This window comes from Ruegeria sp. AB6, assembly GCF_056542685.1.
In genome coordinates, this window is the sequence record NZ_JBQGAD010000002.1 from 413,611 (window position 1) to 439,851 (window position 26,241).

The following is a 26,241-nucleotide window of genomic DNA, read 5'->3' on the forward strand; positions in this document are numbered from 1 at the left end:
AGACATAGTCGTTTTACGACACAAAGTCTGGTTCCGTTCTTTAGCGGACATCCAGGAAAACTGCTCAAGACAGAGAGTATCTGGTCCCCATCGAGCCACCCCGCTGAAACATGGTCAGCTTTTGTTCTTCAAAACTTTCAATTTCTTATCATCTTTCTGTGACCGGATAGCTTACCCTGAACTGGTCGCGGAGCATGCGAAAGATGAACTTGGCCTTGTGACTTATAGTCAAAGGTTCATTCGAAATTCTAAGACTGTTCCACTTGCTGGAGCAAGTTGATCGCCAGGTGTTCAGCGTAGCTGCGCCAACACATCTTCCGCGGCCCTTAATCCTTCTAGGTGGGCTCCGCTGACCGAGCATTGTTGGTTAGGATGTGTAGCTTCACCGGCGAAGTGCACCCGCTCAGCATGAGACTGGCGTAAGACAGCGCGTTTGTTGTGGCCTCCCGGCTTGGCTCCAGCGTAAGAACCACGCACATAGGGTTCATTTCGCCAAGCGGTAGCGTGGCCTTTGATGAAGGCTTTTCTGACTGTTGTGCCGAAAAAGCCAACCAATGTTTCGAGCGCGTGCTCTATGGCGCTTTCAGGCCCCGCGTCCTGCAAAAGTCTGGAAAAGCTTCCAGAACTTTCAAAGCTGGTAAGGCCGGTGTTTGCGATGTTGCAAAGAAAACCGCCTCCGCGGGCTACCCCGTTGGCGTCGGGTTCTAAGTGGTACGTCAACCAAGTATCGGGTTGCACTGGCAAAGCTCCGGAGCGGAAAAGGAGGCCAGCGTGATTGTAGTCTCCCATAGTGATGAGCTCGAGCGCTGAGCGTCGGTCGGATTCTAGCGGGGGATCAAAGTGGATGATGTCTTCGGCTAGGACGCCGACGGAAACTGTAACAATTACGGTTCGAGCTTTGATCTTGCCAGTGGCCGTAGTTATCTGCACCCCTTCAGTGAGAGATTTTATTTCTGTGACCGGAGTGGCCAATTTAATTGGCAGCCCCTTTGCAGTGCATGCAATTAGGTGTCCGAAGCCTTCGCGACAAAACCAATCGTCTCCGCCCTCCCAGGCACTGATGTCTCGCAGAGATGTATCCGGCAAATCTCTGGCAATCGACAAGGCAAATGTCATCGCTGCCGTGAACGACCAATGCCCTTTGTTCTGCCAAATGTCTGCCAAGGACCGGTCTGTTGGAATTCCGGTACTTGCTTCAATTTCTGCATCGATGCGCGCCGCTTCAGTGATCGCGCTATGAAGCTCGTCGACTTCGTCCCACAGAACAGCGTCATCCTCCAAGCCATATGTCACCGCGTTGTCTGGGGCTGCATAGAGATCAAGGCCGAGTGCGAGACCTGGAGCTTTCAGAGCGTTTGCATGTTCGGTATGCATCCAGTGCGCACCCATGTCGAACGGGACGCCAAAGATTTCCGTGTCCGTGTGTGTGCGCCCCCCGACGCGGTTGGATGCCTCGATGCAGACTACTGAGAGTCCCGCAGATTTGAGAGCGTGAGTAGCTGCAATTCCTGCTGCTCCGGCGCCAACGACAACGACGTCAAAGTCGTGAACTTTCAATGCTTTCGCTCCAGAAATGAGATTGGCATGAGAGATGGTTTTCGGAGTGGGTTTGCGCTTTCCTTACATTTTGAGAATTTACAAGGATTTGAGTTATCCAAGGATTTTGTCGTTTGCGCGGAAGCAGTCATTGATTGGTTCTTGAGTTTAGATTGCAAACGAATTCTGGAATTGAAACGCCCTCGTATCTAGCCAGATCGAGCGGATCTTCCGTGTCAAGCTTGCTGCATCTTCGGTAGATTTCCAGCATCTCGGCAGAAAGCTCGCCGCTCTTAAAAAAATACATCGCGGCAGCATATCTTGTGGCGCCAGAGCCAGGTTTTCCGATGGCTGTTACCAGGAACTGCGTTTGAGCTTCTGCTTCCTCCACTTTGAATATACCTTTAGTCACGATTTCGGCTCAGCGGACATCGCATCATTCAACGCGGCAACTTCATCTTCTCCAGGCGCTGATTCAGAGTTGTAGATTGGCAGAATGTTCCTGAGATGGTCATGATGAGAGCGCACGCCGTACTCGAGATCAGAAAGATAGAAGCCTTCAAACGCCTCCGAAGCCATGGCTTCGTTGGACCATATCGTGAGCTGAATATCTTCTTCCACTGTCTCTCGATCAATCCGGGCGGCAAGGTAGCGTGCCGCTCTTTGTTGGCGGTCTTCGTTCGGGTTTCGGTATGTCGCGCTCCGTAGAATGGATTTATCCGTCGTGATCGGAAACTCTTGATAAAAGAGGGTCGTCTCAGGTGTGACGGCTATGACCGCATTTGGAAAAATGCCGTAGTAAAGCCAAGTTTTGTGCAAGTGTTCTGGCAGGTGAGGCTGTGGTTTAGTGAATTTCTTGTAGTTGCGAACGGCCCACCTCCGGCCCTTTGTCGGAGTGAATTTTCCGTCAGAACGTGAGATACCATCGACATATGGTTCGTCTGAATAGGTCGAGCCATACAGATCCTGAAGGGCAGGGTGCGCGAGCGGGACATGATACCCTTCGTTGTCGACATCTCTGATCGATTTCCAGTTTACAGGAGTCTCCTCGGTCCAGATTCCGTCCGTCGGGACATGTTCGGCCATTTTGTAGGCAGAGACTTCCTGTTCAATCGGGGCTAGCAGTTCGGCTACTGATGGCTGGGGTCCAGGTTTGAATCGGACGAAGACAAAACCCTGCCAGATTTCCATTTCAATCTCTTTCAGGCCAAACTCGTGCTTGTCTAGATCGGGGAACGACTCTGGACGGGCGGCGCCGCGTAGCGTTCCATCAAGATTGTAAACCCAGCCGTGAAATGGGCAGACTAGAGCGTTTGCACATTTTCCTTGCTCTTTCGAGACCAGCCGAGAACCGCGGTGACGACAAACGTTTAGAAACGCGCGGATGTCCGAGTTGCTGTCCTTCAAGATCAGGGCGCGCTCACCGCACATGTCAAAACATAAAAAATTACCGGGTTCCGGAACATCCGAAACATGGCACGCGATTTGCCAATGCGTTTTGAAAAGTTCGCTCTTCTCAAGTTCAAGAAGGGCATTGCTGTGATAGCACCAACCGGGCAACCCGCGACGGTCCCAATTGGTAGGAATTTCTGTGTTTCTTACTTCGTCGCGCATCGGAACAACCCGCATAGTTTTGGTTTGGTCAGTTTGGGTCTCAGATGGGGACAGTATCCAGGAGTGAAAATTTGGCCTTGCTGGATCCGCCACTCTTCGACTGAGTGTAGGTGTCGCTTAAATTGACTTGCTCGTCAACTTTTTCTGACTGAATGATCATTCAGAAATGTGCTGCTAGTCACGCCTGTGAGGTTTCCTTGGTCGATGGTTTTCGATTTACCTGCTCAAATCAGGTGCAAAACCAGTGATACGTAGAGATATGATCAAAATTCATTCAACCAAGCTTGACAGTGCAGATTTCAGCGGACTACCGTTTTGAATGACCAGTCAGATAAAAACATAGCGACTTGGGGGAATGGGGTGCTTGGTGATCGCGCCGGCAACGCAGGCGCGATCATTCGAGAAGACAGACTAGCAAACAAGGCAAGACAAATTCAGCCACCACTCAGGGAGAGGAAGCGAAGTTATGAACTCAATCAGGAAAATCGCCGGAATTACAGTTATAGCAGCAACTACTACTGCAGTTTCGGGATCGGCTTACGCGCAAGAGCGTGTGTTGAAGGTTACGAATTGGGGAGAATACATCGCTGAAGACACAATCGAGAACTTCGAAAAAGAATACGGTATTAAGGTGATCTATGATCCGTATGACTCTGCCGAAGCAATTGATGCCAAGCTACTCGCGGGAAACAGCGGATATGATGTGGTTAGTCATGCCGGCAGTGATACGGCTCGTCTGATTAAGGCGGGAATTGTTGCACCGTTGGATATGTCGAAGCTGGACAATATCAAGCACATCGACCCGGCAATCATGGAGCAGTTGTCAAGTGAATGGGATCCAGGCAACCAACACTTCATTCCTTATATGTGGGGAACGCACGGCGTCACATACAACGAAGAATTGGTGAAAGAGACGTATCCAGATGCCCCCATAGGCTCGATGGATATGGTTTTCGATCCTGTTCACATGAAAGAGCTGTCCAAGTGTGGAGTTTCATTCCTGGATTCCCCGGGCGACATCATTCCGATGGCTTTAGCGCATATGGGCCTGGATGCGAACTCCACAAACAAGGAAGACTATGAGAAGGTTGGGGAGATGTTGGCGGAAATCAGGCCATACATCAAAACCTTCGATAACTATGCTTATCAACGGATGCCTCAGAAAGAGTTCTGTGTCTCAACCACATGGGGCCCTGACGGTCTCCTTGCCATGTCTGGCGCAGCGGAAGCCGACACTGGTGTAGTGCTAGACTTCTTCCTGCCCGAAGGTGATCGTACAGCGCAGCTGTGGATTGATGGTTGGCTAATCCCGGAAGACGCCGCGAACAAAGAAGACGCTCATCTTTTCCTGAACTATATGATGCGCCCCGAGGTTGCGGCCAATGATAGTAACTTCACCTGGTATGCGACCGCCAACCTGACGGCCAAGCCCATGGTTGATGAGGCTGTAACCTCCAGCCCAGCCGCGTTCCCAACATCGGATCAGGTTGCCAAGATGTACACGACTGCCGTTCTTCCTCCCAAGGTCGAGCGCTTGCAGACACGTACCTGGACTGACTTTAAGGCCGGAAACTAAATCCACTCACACCGGCAAATGAAGTAGCGGACCAGACCGGTTCGCTACTGCATCCCCAGATCCCGACTGGCAGACTAAGAGGCCCAAATTGACTGTTTCCACGGCTGTCAGCCCAGAACCATGGCTCGATCAAAAAGAACAGGAACCTCTGGTCAAAATCAGAGGCGTAACCAAAAAATACGGTGCAGTGACTGCTGTCGATAACGTTGATCTGGATATCTACAAAGGAGAGTTATTCTGCCTTTTAGGCGGATCTGGATGTGGAAAGTCGACACTACTTCGAATGCTTGCTGGGTTTGAGGATTTGAACAGTGGTACAATCACTATCGACGGAGTCGATATGGCCGATGTGCCAGCTTACGAACGTCCGACCAATATGATGTTCCAAAGCTATGCGCTGTTTCCGCATATGACCGTCGAAAAAAACGTGGCTTTCGGGTTGGAGCAAGACCATGTCCCCAAGCTAGACATTGCGGACAGAGTTCACGACATCCTCAAGCTTGTTGAGTTGGAAGATTTCAAAAAGAGAAAACCTAAACAATTGTCCGGTGGGCAACGCCAGCGTGTTGCATTGGCGCGGGCCTTGGTCAAACGTCCCAAGTTGCTGCTCCTGGATGAACCTTTGGCTGCTCTGGACAAAAAACTGCGTAAGCAAACGCAGTTTGAGCTTGCCAACATTCAGGACAAGGTCGGCGTCACGTTCATCGTCGTGACTCACGATCAGGAAGAAGCAATGACCCTGTCTTCGCGAATGGCCGTTATGGACGCGGGTCGCTTCAAACAGATTGGAACTCCGACAGAGATCTACGAGTTTCCAGAATCCCGCTTTGTGGCTGACTTTATCGGATCAGCAAATATTTTTGAGGGCAGGGTGACCGAGGATGGGGTCGACCATGTTCGGGTCGAAACCGAGTTCTGCGAAGTTTATATTGATCACGGTCATTCTGTTAAGGCTGGCAGCAAGATTTGGGTTGCGCTGAGGCCCGAGAAAATTCGACTTGAGAAATCTGATACAATTGCTGAGGGCGCGAACCAGACAGCGGCCGTTATCGACGATGTTGGGTATTTGGGAGAGACATCGATCTACAAGGTAAGGCTTCCCAATGGCGAAATCTTCGACGTCACTCAGCCCAACCAGTCACGTCCGACGCATGCTGCGCAGCGATTAACCTGGGAAGACAAGGTAAATATCAGCTGGGATCCGTCTAGCGCCATGTTGCTCCACTCATGACGGATTTCACCGAGGATATGTTCGAACCGCCGCAGGTTGAACGACAACCCATGATCCGTTTAGTGATGCGGCGTATCCATAGCAGATGGCGTCAGATCGTCACCGTCATACCGTTCTTCTGGTTGCTTGTATTCTTTCTGGCACCGTTCTTCATTGTCGCCAAGATAAGCTTAGCTGAACTGGCGATTGCGAGCCCGCCATTCACAAGTTTAATTGAGTGGACAGGTGACGGGATCATGACAATCCGCCTGGTCTTCGACAATTTTGTCTACATCTGGGAAGACAGCCTGTACTTTGACACTTACGTAAATTCACTCAAGATTTCAGTAACGTGTACGTTCTTGTGCCTCTTGTTTGGCTACCCTATTGCCTATGCAATTGTACGATCGGGGCCGGTTGCGAAGCCGCTCTTGTTGTTTGCAATCATTCTTCCGTTTTGGACGTCTTTCTTGTTGCGGGTCTATTCGTGGATGGGCCTGCTTGCGGATCAAGGCACGATCAACAACCTTCTGATAGCGCTGGGGGTGATCGATGAGCCGATCCGCATGCTTTACACGGAATTCGCCGTCTATATCGGGATCGTCTACACCTATATGCCGTTCATGATCCTGCCGCTGTACGCGAATATGGAGAAGCTGGACAACAGCCTGAACGAGGCGGCCGCCGACCTTGGTTCCAAACCAACGAACACTTTCTTCAAAATCACATTGCCTCTGACGATGCCTGGAATTGTCGCTGGTTCACTGCTGGTCTTTATCCCTGCGACCGGCGAGTACGTTATCCCCGATCTGTTAGGTGGCGGCAACGTGCAGATGATTGGGCGGGTTCTATACAATGAGTTCTCTAGAAACAGCGATTGGCCAGTGGCCGCCGCAGTTGCGATTGTTCTGCTGTTCATACTGGTGCTGCCAATCATGGTTTTCCAGCACTACCAAGGCAAAGCAGCGGAGGAGCAATAGATGTACGCCAAACGCTCCCGTTTCTTAACCATCATGCTGACCTTGGGACTGGCATTCTTTTACATCCCAATGATCCTGTTGGTTATTTACTCATTCAACTACTCCAAGCTGGTACCGGTTTGGGGTGGATGGTCGTTGCGCTGGTACAAAGAGCTTTTTCAATCTGCGGAAGTCTGGAGCGCTGTTTCACTCAGTCTTCAGATTGCCGTTGTCAACGCTACTTTTGCCACGGCGCTTGGCACCTTGGCAGGTCTGGCTATGGTGCGCTTTGGACGGTTCAAGGGGCGGACCTTGTTCGGTGGCATGTTGGTCGCGCCCTTGGTGATGCCCGAGGTGATAACCGGATTGTCCTTGCTGGTTTTCTTCATCTCGCTGAACCAGCTGATCGGATGGCCTGCTGAGCGCGGTTTTGCGACGATTACGATCGCGCATATTACCTTTTCCATGGCCTATGTGGCGGTAACAATTCAGGCACGCTTAACCGGTGTGGGGCAAACACTGGAAGAAGCCGCCGCCGATCTTGGCGCAAAACCGTTCAAAGTTCTGACGGCCATAACGATCCCACAGCTGACGCCGGCACTAATTTCGGGATGGTTGCTGGCCTTCACGCTGTCTCTCGATGACTTGGTCATAGCAAGTTTTGTTACCGGCCCAGGCGCAAATACCTTGCCAATTTTGATCTTTTCGCGCATTCGACTGGGCCTCAGGCCGGACATCAACGCGCTAGCAACCATCATGATTCTTGTGATCGCTATCTGTGTCGCTATCGCAGCAATAATTATGTTCCGGCAACAGAGAGCGGATTTGTTGGACAGGCAAATGGCTGAACGAGAGGAGAGTTAAATTGGAGACGCATGAGCTTCAGAAAAAACGACGCACCGAACCTCCCGAAGTTCGTCGCTTACAGTTGATCATGGCCGCCATAGACTCGATCTCGAAACGCGGGTTTTCTGACACGACGCTAAAACACGTGACAGAAACAGCCAATCTGTCCCATGGCGTGGTGAATTATCACTTCGACAGTAAGGAAGCTTTGTATGACGCCGCGCTGGGTTTCCTTGCACAAGAACACTATGAAAATTGGCTCAAATACTATGAGGCTGCGGAACCTACAGCCGCACATCGGCTGGCTGCGATTATTCGAGCGGACTTTGACAAGAGCATTTGTACCCACAAGCGGTTGGCCGTCTGGTTTGCCTTCTGGGGGCAAGCGAAGTATCGGCCTAATTACCTGAAGATTCATAATAAATATGACAACGAAAGATATGATAGAATTTTGCACCTATGTGGTGAATTGATTGCCGACGGTGGCTACGACGATCTTGATCCAGAAAAAACAGCTCGGGCCGTAGAGGCGATGTCAGACGGGGCCTGGCTAAGTTTGATGTTGTATCCAAAAGTGGCTGATCGTCGGGAATTCAGGGATGTTTGCATGCTTTCGCTGTCGCGGTTCTTCCCAAAACACTTTCCAGTCTGAGCGAAAGCATCGAACAATATGGCTTCAGCGCTTTATTTTGTGCATGCCGGGGTCATAGAGCGGCTTTAACGAGGCTGCCGCGTCGTATTTCTCGTCTGCGATTTCGATCTGCCAATGCCCAGTTGCGACTATGTCCGCGGTCAACGGTTCGTCAATCTCGGCGAAACCAATGCCGACGGCAGCGCCGAGCGTGTGCCCATATCCGCCAACTTGAATATATCCGACTTCATTGCCGTTTAGATAAATCATCTCATTGCCGTACATGAGAGGCTCTGGGTCTTTTAGCAGGAACTGCAACATCCGGTTGTTGGGCGTGCCTTTCGCCTTGATCGTGGCGAGTGCTTCCCTGCCGATGAAGCCACCGGGTTTGTCCAATTTGATGGCAAAACCAAGCCCGGCCTCAATTGGGTTGTCCGTGTTGTCCACGTCAATTCCGAAATCACGATAAGCCTTCTCTAGCCGTAGGGAGTTGAGAGTTTGCATTCCAGCATTGCGAACACCCAGATCTCGACCTGCTTCCATAATCAGATCGTAGGTCTGAATGGCCTGAGTGGCCGGTACGTGAAGTTCCCAGCCGAGTTCGCCAACAAACGTCACGCGATAGGCCATAACTACGGCGTACCCGATGTCGATTTCACGCACCGTCATGAAGGGAAAACCTTCGTCCGACAAATCAGCTCCGGATATTCTGCTCAATAGTTCACGCGACTTTGGGCCGTGAACGTTGATTTGGCAGCGCCCTGCGGTGATGTCTGTTATAACAACGTTCTCGTTGTCCAGGACGTGCCGTCGCATGCGCATCTCGGTATGACCCGCCGAGTTTTCTCCCACGATGACCCAGTATTTCCGATCGGACAGCCGGGTAACCGTAAGGTCTGCCTCAAACCCACCCCGTTCATTTACCCAGGCCGTGTAGACGACGCGACCGGGTTCAACATCAACGTCATTGCAGGAAAGGCGAGAGAGGAGGGCGCAGGCATCCGGTCCTTCGACGCTGAAACACGCCATTGATGTCATGTCCATTACGATGACATCCTCGCGTGCTGCCCGGTGTTCTTCAGCGTGCCATTCAAACCAATTTTGGCGATGCCAACTGTATTTCTCGACTTTGGCCTCTTCGGGCGTCGGAGCAAACCAATCAGGTTGTTCCCAACCATTTCCTTCGCCGAAAAAGGCTCCGGCCGCTTTGAGACGGTCATAGAGCATTGAACGCTTAACGTTCCTGGCCGTTTTGTAGTTCTCATTGTGGTAGTGCTGACCAAAGAGCTTTCCCAGCAACTCAGGTGTTCTGTCGCGTCGAAAGGCCGGTGTCGCCATTTCACGGGAAAAGCGATTGACGTTGATGCCGGTAACATCGATGGGCGGCAAGCCGTCCACCATCCAATGGGCCAAAACCATTCCCGTACCCGCGCCATTCAGGATGCCAAGTGAGTTCATCCCACATGCAACCCAGAGATTGCGCAGTTCAGGCGTCGAGCCAACAAGCGGCGCAAGATCAGGCGTAAAGCTCTCAGGGCCGCAGAATAGTTTTTTGACACCGTAGTTCATGGTGTCAGGCACGCGCGAATAGGCTTTCTCCAGGTCGGGCCCAACACGTTCCCAATCTGGTTCAATCTCTCCGAATTGCCATTCATCCGGGATACCATCGAGCTTCCAAGCCGCAGCGCCGGGCTCAAAAAGCCCTAACATCATCCCGCCGACTTCTTCACGGTAATAAGTGTAGGTGGAAGGGTCTTCGAGAACGGGTAGATCGCGAGGTAGGCCCGGGATACTTTCCGTTATCAGGTAGTAGTGTTCAGCCGCCTGGAGCGGTAGATTTACACCGTGTTTTGCACCAAGTTGGCGAGACCACATGCCTCCGCAGATCACAACGTTTTCGGCTGTTATAGTATGACCGTTCGCAGTGCGGACCCCGGTCGCAGTGCCGTTCCTGGCTAAAATCTCTTCAACCCGCACGCCTTCAAAGAAACGTGCGCCTCTGTTTTTGGCTCCCTTGGTCAGAGACATTGTCACGTCCACCGGGTTGGCCCGACCGTCCTCCGGAATGAGGAACGCTCCAACGACGTCTGAGAGGTCCCCTATAGGGAACATATCCTGCGCTTCTTTTACTGAGACTTCGTGGTTGTTTATCCCAAAACGCCGCATGAAGGCTGCGACGCGACGCATCTCATGCAGGCGTTCTTCATTGGTTGCAATCTGCAGATATCCAACGTCGCGGAAACCTGTGGATATACCGGTTTCCTTCTCTAGTTTCGCATAAAGGTCTCGACCGTGCGTGTAGATAGCGCACTCAGCTTCGGATTTGAGAAGGCCGGCTACTATCAGGCCGGCGGCATGCCAAGTGGTCCCTGATGTCAGTTGTCCCTGTTCCAGAACGACAACATCGGTATGGCCAAGCTTAGTCAAGTGATAGGCCGTGTTCGCGCCGATCGACCCCCCACCAATAATCACGGTTTGGGCATGCGTCGGTAGGGTGTCAGCCATTGCGAGAAAATCCTTTTAGGCGTTCTTTTCTCCGAATACCAGCCAAATCACTTGCTGTCTACTGACTGAATGATCATTCAATTATAGCTGAATCTATGACCTGCGATTTCGCGATAAAGCTTGTCTGAGATGAGATAAAAGGTTTCACTGCAGTGACTGACTGACAATCAGATGCGGGGGAATCCTATGTCAGACGAGATCCTATATGACCAACAGGCAATCAGCTTTCTGGAAGAGCTCTGGGGAGAGGGGTTTCTTTCACCGGGAGGCCCTGAAGAAGTTGCGCGTGTTGTTAAAGGGATTGATCTGAAAGATAAGCATATCCTTGATATCGGATGCGGATCTGGGGCCATTGCAGTGTTGATGGCACGGGAGTTCGGCGCCGCTAGAGTTACGGGGATTGATGTAGAGGCCCCAGTTTGCGCGGCTGCGAGAGAGCGAGCTAAGCAGGCAGGCTTGGAGGAGAAGGTCGAAATCATACGGGTCACTCCAGGTCCAATGCCATTCGAAGATGGTGCTTTTGACGTAGTGTTTTCGAAAGACTCGATAATCCATATCCCCGACAAAGTAACGATGGCTGCGGAAGCTTTTCGTGTGCTCAACCCAGGCGGTCATTTCGCTGCTTCTGACTGGCTGACCAATCATGATGGTGAGATGTCACCAGAAATGGCGCACTACGTAAAGATGGAAGCCTTAGAGTTTCAGATGGCGTCGCCCTCTAAGTACCGCGCTGCGATGGAGCTGGCTGGCTTTGAGGACGTAGAGTTAGTCAACCGCAACCCTTGGTATGCTCAGGTATCAGCTGCTGAGCTTGAGGAATTGACCGGGCCAAACCGAGCCGACTGGGAAGCTCGGCATGGTGCGGAGTTTATCGAACATCAGATCGAGATCTGGGACGCTATGCAGCCAGTGTTGAAAACCGGAGAGCATTGCCCGCATCACATCCGTGGTCGGAAACCTGCCTGATCTGACTGGAACTTTGAATGGGCGCGATGACCGTTATGCGTCGTAGTCCTTGCTGACCTGCGCCATACCAGCTTCCATGATGTCGAACATTTCATCTATCTGCGACGGAGTTATGATCAGAGGGGGCGAGAACACGGCCATGTTTCCAAATGGTCGCAACAGGAGTCCCATCTCCTCGCACGCATCGTCCAGTTTCTGTCCAAACTTCACATGCGCTTCATAACTCTCGACGTTCAATTCAGGGCGACATTCTATGCACCCGAGGAGCCCGTCACCGCGCACATCCCCAACTATCGGAAACTTTTCCTTTATTTGATTTAGGCGGTCCTGGAAATGCGGTGTGACGCGTTGAACGTGTCCTAGGATGTCCTCGCGCTCCATGATTTCAATATTTTTAATGGCAGCCGCGCAGCTCACAGGGTGCCCGGAGTATGTGTAGCCGTTGTAGAAAACATCCTCTCCCGGTGCGTCTGAAATGCGTTTCACTACTGCGTCCGAGATTACGCAGGCACCTAGCGGCAGATAGCCCGAGGTTAAACCTTTTGCGCAGGTGATAATGTCAGGGACGATGCCAAAGACCTCTTCTGAGGCGAACCAATGGCCCAGCCTGCCAAAGCCGGTTACGACTTCATCCGAAATGTACAGAATGTCGTTTGCCCGGCAAATTTCGAGCGTGCGCTTGTGATAACCCGGAGGTGGAACGATCACGCCACCGGAACATAGGATCGGTTCCGCGATAAAGGCGGCAATACGGTTGGCGCCGACGTCAGCAATCAGGTTCTCAAGGTCCGCAACTTTGGCGTCGCACCAGGCATCAACACTCATGCCCTCTGGCCGGTGGTAGGGATTCACGTCGGGCAGAAAACGCACCAGATCCTGAGCTTTCTCAAAGCTCGTTTCGAAACGTTCTTTTCCAGTGACAGTCGCGGCGAGAAAGGTTGAGCCGTGGTAGCCTTTTTCCCGGCCGATCACGATCCTCTTCTCCGGTCGGCCAAGCCGTTTGTTCATGAAAAGTGCGGTCCGCAGTGCGGTGTCAACGGCCGTAGACCCACCGGTCGTGAAGTGCACCGTGTTCAGATCGCCTGGTGTACGTTCGGCGATCATTCGCGCCAAAACTGCCGCGGGTTCGGTCGTAAACGACCACGGCGACGCGTAGGGCATCTTCACAACCTGTTGGGAAATGGTATCAGCCATCTCTTGACGCCCATATCCGATCTGTGTGCACCACATTCCGCCAGGGCCATCGATATATCGCTTCCCGGCAGCATCCCAAAGGTAGATACCATCCGCTGTATTTACCCGCATGTACTCGTCAGACCCAAAGCCGTTGGTTCCGGCCCAAGGATGTAGGTGATGGTCGCGATCCCAAGCGACAAGGTCGCCGTCGGTTGGTGTATTACCCAGGGTGTTCACGTCTGCTTCTCCTTTAGGTGCGGGCCGGTGGCGTAGCTCGTGCGCGGGGCGGTGCGAAAAAGGCTTTGGTGACAGGAGTGAGGCGCGCCATCCTGGTGCGCCATTTGCCTTCTTGCAGAGTGTAAATCTCGGCCTTTAAGCCAGATGACCGGCCAGCATCCGGCATACGGACATGGGCCAACGCAATGCTGCGCTTGGCGGTCGGCGACCATATCCCGGATGTTATGTGCCCAACTTCTTTTTTGCGTCGATTGTAGATCAACGACCCTTCCGAGGGTTTGAATCCTTCGACATCGAAACGTAGGAGGAGGCTTCTTGGATTCTCTCGCTTGGACAGCAGCTCTCGCCGGCCATTGAAATGTCCTTTGTTGAAATCGACTAGCCGACCCAGACCAAGTTCGAAGGGTGTTTGGCCTCGGTGCAACCGTTCGGTCGCATGAACCGGTTGAAAATCCACACCTGCGGTCAGAAAACCGGCTTCGATGCGGGCCAAGTTTACAGCTTCGTATCCAATGGCGCGCAGTCCCTGATGTGTGCCGCCTTTCCAAATTCTGTCCCAAAGCGCTTCTGCCTTGTCCCAGTCGCACCAGAGCTCGTAACCTAAGTCACCAGTAAAACCCGTCCGCGAGATCATGAGACTGTGTTCAATTTGAGCGAGATCGAATGGCTTCAGCTTGCTGACATCTAAACCAGCGGCTTCCAAAACTGCATAAGAGGTCGGCCCTTGCAGCGAAAGTCCAGCAACACTGTGAGTTTCGTCGACGACTGAAACGTCAAAACCCCATGCAGCGTCGAGTAGCCATGTCAGCATTTGTTCCTGACAACAAAGGCGCCAATCGTTGTCGCCAAGATGGAAAAGAGTCCCGTCATCGATGATCATACCCTCTTCATCACACCAGACCGCGTACCCCACGCGACCAACGCTGATTTTTCGGACGTCCCGTGTCACGAGGCGATTGAGCATCGCGGTCGTGTCCGGCCCGGTCAATCGGTACTTGTGCATTGGTGAGATATCAAACAAAGAGGCCTGATTTCGCAGCGCGAAGTACTCGAACTCGACACTGTCCAGCACACCCGGGCCAGCATAACCGGCCCAATCGTACCAATTTTGTGCGCGATTTTGCTCTTCGAGTTTTTTGTGAAATGGCCCGGGTATCAAACCGAGTTTTGGATCGGTAAAGATGCTCATGGCAGAGCCTCCAGCGCCGCCAGGGCCGCATTGCGACCAGCGAGGCCCATGACGTCGCCACCGGGATGCGTTGCTGCACCGCATTGGAACAGCCCTTTCGGCCCCATGGAGTATCTGGACATCCCGTTCGTGGGCCGAAGTGTCAGGAGCTGGTCCAAAGACATTTCTGCATGGTGCCAGTGCCCGCCGGGCGCTCCGGTTGCGCTTTCGATTTTATCCGGTGTTATGACCTGCTTACCTGCAATTTGATCACCCAAGCCGGGCAGGGCGCGGCTAAGAGTTTCGACTGCAATTTCCGCAAGCTGTTCCTTTGCAGTCTCAGTCCAGCCGCCTTCAAGGTCAGATGGCGCATATTGCACTATGGTTGACAGCCAGCTTGCCCCGTCGGCTGTCTGCATTTTGAAAGCTTCAATCACAGGTGCTTTGGACATTTGACCATACTTAGCCGGATTGAACGCAGCTTCGACGTATTCCACAGAAGGAGCATAGATCAGACGTTCGTGTGCCAATTCGTCACTCAGACTGGGCAGGGCGGAGCTATCCTTGAGCCGTAGATTGACCTTAGCCGTTGTTCCACGCGCCCGTATATTTCGCACTCGCCGCATCGTTTCGATGTCAAAGGCAGAGGGACCGGTCATTCGGCTTGTTAGTTTCGGGGCAAGGCTGCTGAGCACATTAGGCGCGGCAATGGTTCGTCCATCGGTGGTTTCCACTCCGGAGACTGCATCGTTGTCCAACAGAATGCGGGATACTTCAGTGTCCGGCATCAGCAGGCAACCTGCCTTTTGCGCAGCTTCCACCATCAAATCGGTTAACGCGCACATCCCGCCTGCTGGTTGAGTGATGGTCCCTCCGTGACCCAAACGATAGATCAGATTGAACACAGTGCCCGGAGATCTTGGACCAGTGGCTGTCCCCCAGATTGCATCAGCAGCAAGCATTCCAGCCACCGGTCCTTCCGACAGGTCATCTAGGATAATGTCGTGGACATTAGATAAGACGACCTGCAGGAAACGCCGCATTTCAGATTTGCCCAGCTTTTTCAGGTCTATGCCCAGTTTCGCCAGGCGCAAGAACTCGTTGAGCGCACCCCGGGAAAGGATGGCCTTTTGCCCCCCGGGAGGTGGAGCCTCGGCGAGTTGGCGCAAAAGGTCTCCATATGTAATCAGCTGGCGTGTCAGATCAGACCAGGCATCTGATTCCCGGTGTTTTGTCCCGTCGCTCCAATACACGCCGTCGTTCTTGAAGACGATGTGCCGCCCATCCTCAGACAGAGAGACCGTGGAGACGGGTTTGCTGGACAGGACAGGGTGTTGAATACCTATGCCGATGTCACCCAATGCCCGCGGGCTCAGGTTGTATAGCGAATGTGCAAGGGTCGGACCGCCGTCCACAGAATAAGACGCCATGCCGCCGAACCTGTCGGATTTCTCAATGATACAGACATTCTTGCCGCGTCGACCAAGGAGTGTTCCGGCAATCAGGCCGTTTACACCGCCGCCAACGACAATCGCATCAAATTGGCTCATGCGGCATACCCCTTCATTCGGCCATGCCGTGTTTCTTTTCTGAGAATAGCGCGGGCAGCGTTTGCACCTGGGGCCCCCATAACCCCTCCGCCGGGATGGGCGGACGACCCGCACAAGTAAAGCCCCTTGATAGGTAAATTGTACTGCGACCAACCCGGGACGGGCCGATTGAAGAAAAGCTGATCAAAAGTCAGTTCGCCTTGGAAAATGTTGCCCTCTGTCAGACCGACCTCGCGCTCAATTTCCAATGGTGAGCGAACTTCCATATGAACAACGCGCTCGCGAATGTCGGGACACGCCACAGACATCTGGTCGAGTACAGTTTCTGCCATCGCGTTGCGCTGCTTTTCGTCCCAATTCTCGGCAGATTTAACGCCGTCGACTTCTAGGTCATAAGGCGCATATTGGACGAAAACCGTCATCATGTGGGCACCTGTCGGCGCCATAGTCGGATCAATCTGGCTAGGGATGAGCATGTCAATATAAGGCTTTTCCGACCAGCGCCCGACTTTCCAATCATCGTAGGCCTTTTCAAGTTCAAGGAGGCTCTGCGACACATGCAAATCACCCCTGAGGAAGCTGGTGTGCTCGGGTGCTGCAGGGAAATTTGGAAAGCGATCAAGTGCGATGTTGAGTTTCGCCGAAGATCCGCGAATTTTGAAGTTCCGCACCGCCTTGGTGAAGTCATCCGGCAACTCGGCCGCGTCAATATGGTGCAGAACAGTGCGTTTGATATCCATATTGGAGGCAACGACAGGGGCATAAAAAACCTTGCCGTCCTCGAGAGCTACACCTTCAACGCGTCCATCTTTGCTGAGGATTTTCTCAACCCCTGAACCTGTGTGAATCGTACCCCCGTGCTCTTTGAATGAGGCAGCAATCGCATTCGAAATCGCGCCCATCCCACCGCGCGCGAAACCCCAGGCACCGATGCCGCCATCAATGTCACCCATGTAGTGGTGCAGCAGAACGTAGGCTGTTCCGGGCGAATACACCCCGAGGCCGGTTCCGATAATACCTGAGCCTGCCAAATGGGCCTTAATCAGGTCGTTTTCGAAATGTTCATCCAAGAAGTCACCAATGGACATTGTCCAGAACTTCAGCGTTTCACCAAGCTCCCGACTGCCCAGACCATGTGCTTTTTTTACGAGGTATGCCAGTTCGCCGAGATCGCGCGGATGGAGAGAAGCGGGGTCCGGTGCGTCCCGAAGTAGAAAGGGACGGATAAAACGGCATTGCCGCATAATGGCTTGCGAATAGCGGCGATAGGCGTCGGCATCTTTTTCAGAATGACGTGCCATCTCACGCTTCATTGCGTTGTGATCGGAATAGTAGGCGAAGTAATCCCCATCGCGTGTGAAGCTCGCGCCGCCTTCATACGGAATAACCTGAAGTCCGTATTTCGGAAGCTCGAGGTCCCTGGCAATCTCGCGCCGCAGAAGAGAGCAAACGTACGAGCAGTTGGAGTATGTCCAACCCTCGTGTAGCGACCGGCTGACTGCCGCGCCACCAATCCAGTCGTTCTTTTCGACCACCAAAACACGCATGCCAGCGCGCGCCAAATAGGCTGCGGCGGTTAATCCGTTGTGACCAGCGCCAGCCACAATCACATCGTATCTGTTATCAACTGTCAAATTGCTCCATCCCTTTCTCTTCCGTTTACAGATCGGGTGCGCGTTCGTAAAGTTTATTTGAGCGCTCAAATAAACTTCAAGCTATTGACGCATCTTTTTTGCGCGCTGTAGATGGCTGCATTCGTAGGAGGAGCGGCAATTGGTCGAAGTTGAGCGGAAACGTCCTCGCAAAGAGCGGAAGGAGAACGCAGATCGTCGTCGCCGGCAGCTGCTGGACGCGGCTTGCCGCTCTATATTGACGCACGGGTTGGCAAAAACGACGCTTGCAACGGTGGCGTCTGAGGCTGAGCTTTCTCAGGGTGTCGCGGCGTTTTACTTCAAGTCAAAACTAGGTCTTCTGACAGAAACATTGCGCGACCTTTACCAGCGTTACGAAAAGCACTGGACAGCTTCTTTAGAGCGAGCAGGGGACAAGCCCGCCGAAAAGATAAGGGCTTTGATAAAAGCTGACTTCCACCCGGATGCCTGTGGTCCCGATGTCTTGCCCCTTTGGTATGCATTTTGGGGCGAGCTTCGATTTCAGCTGCAGTATGACGAAGTTGCCGAGCATTTTGAGACACGTCGAAGAGAGACTTTGAGATTGATCTGGAATGAACTGCTCTCAGCAGACGACGCTATATCAGCAGATCAAATGGCTGAATGGATGGAGACATTAACTGATGGCTATTGGCAACGATTGCATCTAGCTCCGGAAGGCCTGAGCCGAAAGCAGGCGGAGCAAGCTGCCTGGGGATGCCTTGTTCGTTTGGTTCCAGAATTACTTGGAGATACGGCTTAGTCAATTTCGACTGAAAGGCCCCACAATATGACGCGAGTTCGGATATCGCAGCGGCCTCGGCCATCCTGGGGCGCCATCTTAAAAGAGGCGCGTTACCTTGCGCGGCTTGCCTTTCCGATAGTCATTTCTCTTGCTGCTGCTGCTTTGATTGGCGTCGTTGACACAGTGATGGTGGCCCCGTTGGGCACACTTCCTCTGGCGGCGGTCTCAATTACGGCCTCGGTGCTGATCATTTTCTATTCAGCGCTCTACGGCTTTGTGTCCGCAATTGGTGTGCGTATGGCCGAAGCTTTTGGGAAAACAAGTGACCAAGGGTTGGCAGCAGCAACAAACGCCGGGGTTTTTGTTTCCCTAGTCGTGGGGTCAGTTGGCGCTGTTGCAATGATCTGCCTTAAGCCTGCTCTTTCTTGGATTGGGCAGCCGCCTGAAGTGGTCAGTCTAATTGGCGGGTATTGGATTGCGATGAGCCTTCTTTTGGTGCCCTTCACGGTTTTCTACACGCTTAAGGCTCTCTTTGACGCCATGAACCGTCCGTGGATTGGGGTTGGTCTTGCGTTTCTTGCGGTCGGTTTCAACATCCCTTCAAACTATGTTTTGATCCACGGAGTTGGTGGCTGGCCAGGTCTGGGTCTTGTTGGCGCCGGGATTGCAAGTCTGTTGTCTCAGATAGTGCCGTTGATCATGGCGCTCGTGATCATACGAGTATGGAAAAGAAAGAGAGGCCTTCTGAGGGCCGCGAGTTTCGACAGATCCGAGGTCAAAGCGCAGCTCAAAGAAGGATTCATTATCTCCGATGGTTATCTGGGGGAGGGGGCCGCTTACGCAGTTGCCGGCCTTATGCTTGGTTGGTTCAGCGCCGCTGCGCTCGCCGCGCATCAAATCGTTTCTGCGGTCAGCGACGTAGTTTACATGGTGCCCTTGGGCGTTTCGATTGCAATTTCGATACGTGTAGCTCAGGCCATTGGCGCCAATGAAAAAGAAAGGCTGAAGCCGATAGTATTGGCATCGCTGTTGGTCATCGTTAGTTGGATGGCCGTTGTCGTTACTGGTATTTTGATTGGCCGCGCTCCTTTGGCCAATAGCCTCTCAGATGATCCAAAAGTTGTTTCTCTCGCGATATCGATGTTCCTTGTGATTGCTGCAATGCAGATCGCAGATGGCGTGCAGGGGACAATGCTGGGCGCTTTTCGGGGCATGATGGACAATCACGTTCCTGTTGCGATTACCCTGATTGCATATTGGCTCTTTGCATTGCCGCTTGGATATGCGCTGGGCTTTTGGCTTGGGTTCGGTCCCAACGGAGTTTGGATCGGATACGGCTCAGGTCTCTCTTTGGCGGCTATCGCGTTGACCTATCGCTTCTTCTCCCAAAACCGCTAAGCGGCGCTGTTTGCTGGCCTTCTAAAGGCCCAACTTGTCTAAGAGTTTCAGGCGCAGGATTTCCGCTTCGACCAGAGTCTCTTTCGCAAAGGAGAAAGGCAGTGGTCTGAGGGGGGTGACCGGAAATTCCAACTCGTCTGATTTGGTTCCACTCGCCCATTTAGCGAGGACGCGCCCCATTGTAGTAGCTATAGCAACGCCGCGCCCATTATATCCCAAACCTGTCATAATCCCCGGTGTGAGCTCATGCAGATGTGGATAGTGATCTCTCGTCAATGCAACAAAGCCGCCCCACTCGTATTCCCACTGAACTCCAGATAACTGGGGGAAAAGTTCAACAGAAATGCGTTTCAACCGCTCAATTTGTTCGAGAGTGGAATTGTCGTTGTATGTGCCGCGTCCTCCCATCAGAAAGCGACCTTCCGCGTCTTGCCTGAAGTACAGAAGCAGGCGTCGTGCGTCCGACAAAGCGTTGCCTTCTGGCAGAATTGACTGGCGGACATTGTCGGACAGGGGCGCCGTAGCGACTTGGACCGAGCGAACGGGCAAAACGGATTTAGCCAAGCGCGGATGCAGATCTCCAGAATAGGCGTTCGTACAGATCAGCACTTTTTCTGAGATAACCGCTCCTTTGGGAGTTTCAATCCGAAAGCGACCGGCCTCTGACAAAATCTGCTTGGCAGGCGTTCCACCGAAAATTTGCACGCCATTGCGGCGACCTGCTTCGGCCAGCCCAAGTGCATAGTTTAACGGGTGCAAAACACCGCCGCGGCGATCCAGAACGCCGCCAAGGTAAGCTTCGGTCCCGGTCAGTCGCTGCATTTCGCTTTGATCAAGCGATACCATACCCCCGCCGTGGTTGTCCCAATCCTCGGCTAGTTTGTGTAGTTCACTGAGTGTTTTTTTACTATGCGCCGCGCGCAGCCAGCCAGGACGATTTGCGTCGCACTCAATCCCGTGCCGAGTTATTAAGTCAAACACAAGATCGGCGGCGTCACCGGCCATTCGGATCATTCTGGTTCCCCAGATGTCACCAAATTTGGTTTTGATGCCCGTCGGCCCGTCCTTTAGGCCTACATTGATTTGACCGCCATTACGTCCAGAAGCTCCCCAGCCCGGATGATGCGCATCGATGACAACAGCTTTGACGCCTTTCTCGGCCAGGTGAAGTGCTGCCGAAAGCCCGGTAAACCCGGCGCCAATCACGGTCACGTCAGAGTGCTGTTCGCCAACCAATTGTGGACATTCTGACGAATAGCCTGCTGTTGCTGACCACAGGCTATTTGCAATGACTGGGTTTTCGTTTCGGATCATCTAGTGGCCTCGCGCTTGCCTTGTGGGGGGAACTACGTAGGTTTGGCTCGTGATACTTGCCGGATAGTATGTGACGAATGCCCAGACTTTTGAACCAATTCGAATTGAAACCAACCGTCGAGCTCGATGCATTCGAGCAGGCGTGGAACGCGTTTGTCGAACACTTGATCAAGACGGACCTTGCCGCCGAGGGTGCGCCTTTGTGCAGGCGCATCCCCGCAAGTGGTTACGATACCGACGAGCTGCGCAACCATACGCTTATGGCTGTTGTAGAGTTCAGGGATCAATCGCAGGCAGACGCGGCTTGGGCCGCCATTGAAGGCCGCGTTGAGCCTTTGGGGGCTTTGCATCGTAGAGTTATTTCTTTGGTGCACGATCCGGTTTTCACTTTTTGGTCGGAACTCTAGATCTGCGATTGCGTACGTCCGGATGTTTTCACATCATTTTCTCTTTTCCATTGAATGATCGTTCAATCAATGGCATCTATCGCTTAGATGTCAATCGTCCACACGCTGAGTGAGAACGGCTGTTGGGGGCAGGCAAGACAAAAGAAGTGCTTAGTAGATGGGATGCATTTTGGTGAGACAATCGCCAATCGAAAAAACAAACCCTGAGGGACGGCGTCGTACCGAGTCCAAGGAGGTAAGGAGACAACAACTCATCGATGCGACAATCGACTCGATTGCCGAAAACGGGATTGGTGGAACGACCATGTCCACAGTGACCGAGATTGCAGGTTTGTCATTGGGCATCGTCAACTTCCACTTCAAAAGTAAGCAGAACTTGCTGGAAGAAACGTTGCTGTTTCTAGCAAAGGAACACCACGAACAGTGGTTGGAAGCCTTTGACAATGCAGGATTGTCAGCGCCTGAAAAATTGTTGGCGATCGTCGATGCGCACTTTTACCCTCAGATTTGCACGCCAAAAAAGCTAGCTGTTTGGTTTGCGTTTTTTGGAGAGGCAGGACGGCGCGAAGTCTATCGCAGTCTGATCAATGACATCGATCAGGAGCGGTACGACGTAGCACTGAGACTGTGTTCAGAGATTGCTGAAGACGGTGGATACAAGGACATACCGCCAAGGCAAGTCGTCAATATTCTGGAATCTCTGTACGACGGAATCTGGTTGGAGCTTTTGACCTATCCCGAGAACTTTCAACGTTCGGTTGCCCGGGATCACATTGCCGCCTTTCTTGCCAAGGTCTACCCAGATCACTTTCGAATGCCCGCGTTCAAAAACGGTGGTTGAAACAGAGCGGCTTTCAAACCGGACACTCCAGACAAGATCAGCCAGCGCATGGCGCAGCCAACCAAGGATCAAAAAATGGATAGGGACCCTCGCTACGATATCCTTTTCGAACCGGTTCAAATCGGGCCAGTTACTGCGCCAAATCGGTTCTATCAGGTGCCGCACTGTACAGGTATGGGTTGGCAATATCCGCGTACTCTTGCTGCAATGCGAAAAGTGAAGGCGCAAGGGGGGTGGGGCGTCATATGCACAGAGTATAACTCGATCCACCCGTCGTCTGATGACCTACCGCATCCTTATGCTTCGCTTTGGGATGAAAGTGATGTTCGGGCGCACACCCTTATGACCGATGCCGTACACGAATACGGTAGCCTGGCAGGTGCTGAGCTTTGGTACGGAGGCGCCAACTCGAACAACTTGTTTTCCCGGTTGCCGAGCATGGACGTCGACAGCCGTCCCAATACGAAAGGGCACCCTTTTCAGACCCGTGCAATGGACAAGCAGGACATCCGGGATCTACGCCGCTGGCATCGAAAGGCCGCATTGAGGGCACGGGACGCTGGATTTGACGTTGTCTATGTCTATGCAACGCACGGATACCTGATCTCGAATTTTTTGCATCCGCGCGTGAATACGCGCGGTGACGAATATGGTGGCAACTTAGAAAATAGGGTGCGTCTCACCCGAGAATTGATTCAGGAAACCAAGGACGCCGTTGGCGACCGGTGCGCCGTGGCCGTTCGGTTCTCGGCTGACGAAGAGATCGGCGAGGATGGCCAGCCAATCTATGGTGAGCGACGAGAGATGTTTGAGATGCTCTCCGATCTTCCGGATTTGTGGGATATCAACATCGCAGATTACTCGGTTGAGATGGGTGTCTCCCGTTTTACTAAAGAAGCTGCTCTTGAACCCTATATGCATTGGGTCAAGTCCGTGACGGATAAGCCCGTCGTGACCGTTGGTCGCTTCACGTCACCTGATACCATGGTCTCGCAAGTCAGGCGGGGGATTACGGATTTCATTGGGGCTGCACGCCCCTCAATCGCTGATCCTTACCTTCCAAAGAAGATCGAAGAAGGACGCTTGTCCGCGATCCGCGAGTGTATCGGATGCAATGTTTGTTACGCCAGTGACTCGATAGGGGTACCTATTCGATGCACTCAGAACCCAACAATGGGAGAGGAGTGGCGCAAAGGCTGGCACCCTGAAATCATTCGTAAGAAATCCTCAGATGCGCGCGTCTTGATTGTCGGGGCAGGCGCTGCCGGACTGGAAGCGGCACGGGCACTTGGCGTGCGTGGGTATGATGTCCAATTGGCGGAAGCTACTCGTGAGTTGGGTGGCAGGGTCTCGCGCGAAGCGGCTCTGCCTGGAATGAGCGAGTACATTCGCGTCAAAGATTATCGCGAGCAGCAATTGATGGAGATGCCCAACGTTGAAATCTACCGTGAAAGCCCGCTGACAGTTGACGATATCTTGGCCGTAGATGCTGACCACGTTGCGATCGCAACCGGCGCGACTTGGCGAAAAGAGCATTTTGACGAAGAACGTTTCGCCCCGGTCGCAAAAGGGTCAGCCTTAGGTCGGGTCTTTACTCCCGATGACATCATGGATGGGAATCTTCCCATTGGACCAACGCTCGTTTTTGATGGTGATGGCTACTACATGGCCAGTGTTGTTGCTGAAAAAATCAGAACGCAGGGACATGCCGTCACGCTGGTCACACCGTTTGACAGTGTTTCTGACTGGGCAAGAAATACGTCCGAACGTTGGCGCATCAGAAGGCATTTGCTTCGCTTAGGGGTCGAGGTCCTGCCGTCAAAGTCGCTTAAGCAATTTGATGGCGAAATCGCAGAGTTGGAGTGCGCCTATGGCGGTCCAAATGTGAATGTTCCGGTTGCCAACATAGTGATGGTTACTGCTCGGAAGCCAAATGATGGTCTCTACAGGGGATTACTGGGGCGGGCGAGTTCCGAGGATTTGCCGTTCAGCCTTCGTCGCATAGGAGATTGCGACGCTCCGGCGATAATTGCGGCGGCGGTTTATTCAGGCCATCGATACGCGCAGGAATTGGACGAAGCAGTGGATGAGGACATTCCACTTAGACATGATCGTCTGGATGTCCGGCAGCAGCCGATTTGACTGCGCTGGACGATCTCGGTTGTACGCACTCAAGGGAACGCAGGAGAAATCACCCATGCCGGAAGGCTTAATCATCCGTCCGCTTGAATTGAAAGACAACGAAGAGTGGCGGCGCTTATGGACGGCATACTTGGATTTCTACGAGACCTCTGTCTCAGAAGAAGTCTACGAGGTTTCGTTCAACAGATTGTTGTCAACAGATGCAGGTGAATACAATTGCCTCATCGCTGAGTTAGAAGGGAAACCGGTTGGACTAGCGCACTACCTTTACCATAGGTTCATGTGGTCGGTGGAGGATACCTGTTATTTGATGGATCTCTTCGCTGATCAGCAGGTTAGAGGAAAAGGTGTTGGTCGAGCTCTAATCGAAACTGTCTTCCAGATCGCCAAGCAGGACGGTGTTCCGACCACCTACTGGACAACTCAAGAATTTAATTATCCCGGTCGAGTTCTGTACGACAAAGTCGCTAAGAGAACGCCATTTATAGTTTATGAAAAAGATGAATAATTGGTAGCGACTTGCCAGAAAAACTCGTCTTAGCGCTGGTCTTGTCAGAAGAACTTGTCTTGAGGCAGGCAGGACGGTTGCGTAGCTTTTGCCCATGACCAAACCTGCCTCTTTCAAGTACTTCAAAACCAGTCCCGAGGTCATCCGCCTTGCGGTGATGCTGTACATCCGTTTCCCGCTCTCGCTTCGAAATGTCGAAGATCTGTTGCACGAGCGAGGCATCGACGTGAGCCACGAAACCGTCCGATATTGGTGGAACAGGTTTGGTCCAATGTTTGCAGCTGAGATCCGACGGAAGCGTGTGCAGCAGCTGCGCGCGTTCTCGAAATGGAAGTGGCACGTGGACGAGGTTTTCGTAAAGGTGAATGGCAAGCGACATTATCTGTGGCGTGCAGTAGATCACGAAGGTGAAGTGCTGGAAGCAGTTGTCACCAAGCGCCGAAACAAGGCTGCAGCACTAAAATTCCTCAGGAAATTGATGAAACGGCACGGTTGCGCCAAGGAGGTCTTCACAGATCGCTTCGCTTCCTACAAGGCTGCGCTCAGAGAAATAGGCGCGTTCGAAAAACAACAGACGGGCAGGTGGCTCAACAACCGCGCCGAGAATTCACACCTGCCGTTTCGACGACGCGAACGCGCGATGCAGCGTTTCAGGCGCATGCGAAGTCTACAGAAATTCGCCTCCGTCCATTCCTCCGTCTACAATCACTTCAACCAGGAAAGATCGCTAGCCAGTCGAGACACCTTCAAGCTGACCCGCGCCGCCGCTCTTAGCGAGTGGCGTCAGCTTTGTTCCGGATAGGTTCGCGGTTTCCGCGGCAAACTGAGACTGGTTCGAATTCGTCTGACAGCACCTTTTGGACGAGCTGTTTCGTGATGACCGTCGGCGCTACGAACGCATTAAACCCGACAAGGACAAGGAAACCCGGTTCCAGTCCGCTTGCGGTCCTGTCGAAGAGGGCAAGGTTTATCTGCCTGCAGATGCACCCTGGCTGCCGGTGTTCAAACGAGAGCTTCAATCCTTTCCACGCGGACGCAACGACGATCAGGTCGACAGCTTTGCCCACTTTGTGAACTGGTCCAAGGAAGTGGGGTTCTATCGGGCGCTAGGCCATGATCATCAGATAAACATCGAACGTCGCGAGCGCCGTCGCGAGCGGATCAGACGGCGGTAGAACCTCAGCGTCAAGCTTGAAAACTCGTTGAATAGTACTGGGAGGGCCGATGTCGGACCAATCCTGAGAGCGGCCCCAATGACCGCTC

The 26,241-nt window shown here is 52.8% G+C and carries 23 protein-coding genes; 14 read left to right on the plus strand and 9 right to left on the minus strand.

Annotated elements, in window-relative coordinates:
• Positions 1-291 precede the first annotated feature (291 nt).
• The 3 genes from ACR0DB_RS06185 to ACR0DB_RS06195 all read right to left on the minus strand — a co-directional run bounded on the left by ACR0DB_RS06185 (position 292) and on the right by ACR0DB_RS06195 (position 3,150).
• Complete coding sequence (locus ACR0DB_RS06185) at positions 292-1,557, minus strand: flavin monoamine oxidase family protein (protein WP_170352660.1); 1,266 nt, start codon at positions 1,555-1,557, stop codon at positions 292-294.
• A 127-nt stretch (positions 1,558-1,684) separates the two neighbouring features.
• Positions 1,685-1,948, minus strand: coding sequence for a hypothetical protein (locus tag ACR0DB_RS06190; RefSeq protein WP_348540225.1), 264 nt, complete (start codon positions 1,946-1,948; stop codon positions 1,685-1,687).
• Positions 1,945-3,150: an aromatic ring-hydroxylating oxygenase subunit alpha gene (locus ACR0DB_RS06195; RefSeq protein WP_170352661.1), complete on the minus strand. Its 1,206-nt coding sequence runs from the start codon at positions 3,148-3,150 to the stop codon at positions 1,945-1,947. The genes ACR0DB_RS06190 and ACR0DB_RS06195 overlap by 4 nt, the downstream gene beginning before the upstream one ends.
• Before the next feature lie 466 nt (positions 3,151-3,616).
• On the opposite strand from ACR0DB_RS06195, the gene ACR0DB_RS06200 reads away from it, so the two are divergent.
• From ACR0DB_RS06200 to ACR0DB_RS06220, 5 genes are all read left to right on the plus strand, one after another.
• Positions 3,617-4,726, plus strand: a complete 1,110-nt coding sequence (locus tag ACR0DB_RS06200) for an extracellular solute-binding protein (RefSeq protein ID WP_170352662.1) — start codon at positions 3,617-3,619, stop codon at positions 4,724-4,726.
• A gap of 88 nt (positions 4,727-4,814) precedes the next feature.
• Positions 4,815-5,957, plus strand: a complete 1,143-nt coding sequence (locus ACR0DB_RS06205; protein WP_170352663.1) for an ABC transporter ATP-binding protein — start codon at positions 4,815-4,817, stop codon at positions 5,955-5,957.
• Between the two features lie 65 nt (positions 5,958-6,022).
• Positions 6,023-6,916, plus strand: coding sequence for an ABC transporter permease subunit (locus ACR0DB_RS06210; RefSeq protein ID WP_216599185.1), 894 nt, complete (start codon positions 6,023-6,025; stop codon positions 6,914-6,916).
• Positions 6,917-7,759 (plus strand): ABC transporter permease subunit, encoded by an 843-nt coding sequence (locus tag ACR0DB_RS06215; RefSeq protein WP_170352665.1) that lies wholly within the window; start codon positions 6,917-6,919, stop codon positions 7,757-7,759.
• A gap of 1 nt (position 7,760) precedes the next feature.
• Complete coding sequence (locus ACR0DB_RS06220; protein WP_170352666.1) at positions 7,761-8,393, plus strand: TetR/AcrR family transcriptional regulator; 633 nt, start codon at positions 7,761-7,763, stop codon at positions 8,391-8,393.
• Between the two features lie 24 nt (positions 8,394-8,417).
• On the opposite strand, the gene ACR0DB_RS06225 is transcribed toward ACR0DB_RS06220, so the two are convergent.
• Positions 8,418-10,877: a GcvT family protein gene (locus ACR0DB_RS06225; RefSeq protein ID WP_480549544.1), complete on the minus strand. Its 2,460-nt coding sequence runs from the start codon at positions 10,875-10,877 to the stop codon at positions 8,418-8,420.
• A 186-nt stretch (positions 10,878-11,063) separates the two neighbouring features.
• On the opposite strand from ACR0DB_RS06225, the gene ACR0DB_RS06230 reads away from it, so the two are divergent.
• Positions 11,064-11,843 carry a class I SAM-dependent methyltransferase gene (locus ACR0DB_RS06230; RefSeq protein WP_170352668.1) on the plus strand — a complete coding sequence of 260 codons (780 nt, stop codon included), beginning with the start codon at positions 11,064-11,066 and terminating at the stop codon, positions 11,841-11,843.
• Positions 11,844-11,876: 33 nt separating this feature from the next.
• Here ACR0DB_RS06230 and ACR0DB_RS06235 read toward each other — a convergent pair whose 3' ends face one another.
• The 4 genes from ACR0DB_RS06235 to ACR0DB_RS06250 are packed head-to-tail and all read right to left on the minus strand — an operon-like array spanning position 11,877 to position 17,608.
• Entirely contained in the window at positions 11,877-13,256 is a 1,380-nt protein-coding gene (locus ACR0DB_RS06235; RefSeq protein ID WP_170352669.1) for an aminotransferase, read from the minus strand.
• Positions 13,257-13,269: 13 nt separating this feature from the next.
• Positions 13,270-14,445: an aminomethyl transferase family protein gene (locus ACR0DB_RS06240; RefSeq protein ID WP_170352670.1), complete on the minus strand. Its 1,176-nt coding sequence runs from the start codon at positions 14,443-14,445 to the stop codon at positions 13,270-13,272.
• Positions 14,442-15,974, minus strand: a complete 1,533-nt coding sequence (locus ACR0DB_RS06245) for a phytoene desaturase family protein (RefSeq protein WP_170352671.1) — start codon at positions 15,972-15,974, stop codon at positions 14,442-14,444. The genes ACR0DB_RS06240 and ACR0DB_RS06245 overlap by 4 nt, the downstream gene beginning before the upstream one ends.
• Positions 15,971-17,608 carry a phytoene desaturase family protein gene (locus ACR0DB_RS06250; RefSeq protein ID WP_480549546.1) on the minus strand — a complete coding sequence of 546 codons (1,638 nt, stop codon included), beginning with the start codon at positions 17,606-17,608 and terminating at the stop codon, positions 15,971-15,973. Before ACR0DB_RS06250 ends, ACR0DB_RS06245 begins: the two co-directional genes overlap by 4 nt.
• 139 nt (positions 17,609-17,747) lie before the next feature.
• On the opposite strand from ACR0DB_RS06250, the gene ACR0DB_RS06255 reads away from it, so the two are divergent.
• Complete coding sequence (locus ACR0DB_RS06255) at positions 17,748-18,386, plus strand: TetR family transcriptional regulator C-terminal domain-containing protein (protein ID WP_170352673.1); 639 nt, start codon at positions 17,748-17,750, stop codon at positions 18,384-18,386.
• A gap of 27 nt (positions 18,387-18,413) precedes the next feature.
• Positions 18,414-19,766: an MATE family efflux transporter gene (locus tag ACR0DB_RS06260; protein WP_480549548.1), complete on the plus strand. Its 1,353-nt coding sequence runs from the start codon at positions 18,414-18,416 to the stop codon at positions 19,764-19,766.
• A 21-nt stretch (positions 19,767-19,787) separates the two neighbouring features.
• Here ACR0DB_RS06260 and ACR0DB_RS06265 read toward each other — a convergent pair whose 3' ends face one another.
• Positions 19,788-21,080 (minus strand): NAD(P)/FAD-dependent oxidoreductase, encoded by a 1,293-nt coding sequence (locus ACR0DB_RS06265; RefSeq protein WP_170352675.1) that lies wholly within the window; start codon positions 21,078-21,080, stop codon positions 19,788-19,790.
• A 77-nt stretch (positions 21,081-21,157) separates the two neighbouring features.
• Here ACR0DB_RS06265 and ACR0DB_RS06270 point away from each other — a divergent pair, with 77 nt between their 5' ends.
• From ACR0DB_RS06270 to terL, 6 genes are all read left to right on the plus strand, one after another.
• A complete protein-coding gene (locus ACR0DB_RS06270; protein ID WP_170352676.1) occupies positions 21,158-21,487 on the plus strand; it encodes a DUF6614 family protein in 330 nt (109 codons plus the stop codon).
• Positions 21,488-21,659: 172 nt separating this feature from the next.
• The gene (locus ACR0DB_RS06275) at positions 21,660-22,328 is read left to right on the plus strand and encodes a TetR/AcrR family transcriptional regulator (RefSeq protein WP_371809131.1); all 669 of its coding nucleotides are present in this window, start codon (positions 21,660-21,662) and stop codon (positions 22,326-22,328) included.
• 75 nt (positions 22,329-22,403) lie between these two features.
• Positions 22,404-24,470: an oxidoreductase gene (locus tag ACR0DB_RS06280; protein WP_170352678.1), complete on the plus strand. Its 2,067-nt coding sequence runs from the start codon at positions 22,404-22,406 to the stop codon at positions 24,468-24,470.
• Positions 24,471-24,525: 55 nt separating this feature from the next.
• Positions 24,526-24,978 (plus strand): GNAT family N-acetyltransferase, encoded by a 453-nt coding sequence (locus tag ACR0DB_RS06285; protein ID WP_170353132.1) that lies wholly within the window; start codon positions 24,526-24,528, stop codon positions 24,976-24,978.
• Positions 24,979-25,072: 94 nt separating this feature from the next.
• Complete coding sequence (locus ACR0DB_RS06290) at positions 25,073-25,780, plus strand: IS6 family transposase (protein ID WP_170352679.1); 708 nt, start codon at positions 25,073-25,075, stop codon at positions 25,778-25,780.
• 55 nt (positions 25,781-25,835) lie between these two features.
• The gene (gene terL, locus ACR0DB_RS06295) at positions 25,836-26,153 is read left to right on the plus strand and encodes a phage terminase large subunit (RefSeq protein ID WP_170352680.1); all 318 of its coding nucleotides are present in this window, start codon (positions 25,836-25,838) and stop codon (positions 26,151-26,153) included.
• Positions 26,154-26,241: the final 88 nt, after the last annotated feature.

Bases quoted from the DNA above. Each gene is read 5' to 3' on its own strand.
- ACR0DB_RS06195 (WP_170352661.1), bottom strand. From the start codon at position 3,150: ATGCGCGACGAAGTAAGAAACACAGAAATTCCTACCAATTGGGACCGT.
- ACR0DB_RS06200 (WP_170352662.1), top strand. From the start codon at position 3,617: ATGAACTCAATCAGGAAAATCGCCGGAATTACAGTTATAGCAGCAACT.
- ACR0DB_RS06210 (WP_216599185.1), top strand. From the start codon at position 6,023: ATGCGGCGTATCCATAGCAGATGGCGTCAGATCGTCACCGTCATACCG.
- ACR0DB_RS06215 (WP_170352665.1), top strand. From the start codon at position 6,917: ATGTACGCCAAACGCTCCCGTTTCTTAACCATCATGCTGACCTTGGGA.
- ACR0DB_RS06225 (WP_480549544.1), bottom strand. From the start codon at position 10,877: ATGGCTGACACCCTACCGACGCATGCCCAAACCGTGATTATTGGTGGG.
- ACR0DB_RS06230 (WP_170352668.1), top strand. From the start codon at position 11,064: ATGTCAGACGAGATCCTATATGACCAACAGGCAATCAGCTTTCTGGAA.
- ACR0DB_RS06240 (WP_170352670.1), bottom strand. From the start codon at position 14,445: ATGAGCATCTTTACCGATCCAAAACTCGGTTTGATACCCGGGCCATTT.
- ACR0DB_RS06245 (WP_170352671.1), bottom strand. From the start codon at position 15,974: ATGAGCCAATTTGATGCGATTGTCGTTGGCGGCGGTGTAAACGGCCTG.
- ACR0DB_RS06260 (WP_480549548.1), top strand. From the start codon at position 18,414: ATGACGCGAGTTCGGATATCGCAGCGGCCTCGGCCATCCTGGGGCGCC.
- ACR0DB_RS06265 (WP_170352675.1), bottom strand. From the start codon at position 21,080: ATGATCCGAAACGAAAACCCAGTCATTGCAAATAGCCTGTGGTCAGCA.
- ACR0DB_RS06270 (WP_170352676.1), top strand. From the start codon at position 21,158: ATGCCCAGACTTTTGAACCAATTCGAATTGAAACCAACCGTCGAGCTC.
- ACR0DB_RS06280 (WP_170352678.1), top strand. From the start codon at position 22,404: ATGGATAGGGACCCTCGCTACGATATCCTTTTCGAACCGGTTCAAATC.
- ACR0DB_RS06285 (WP_170353132.1), top strand. From the start codon at position 24,526: ATGCCGGAAGGCTTAATCATCCGTCCGCTTGAATTGAAAGACAACGAA.
- ACR0DB_RS06290 (WP_170352679.1), top strand. From the start codon at position 25,073: ATGACCAAACCTGCCTCTTTCAAGTACTTCAAAACCAGTCCCGAGGTC.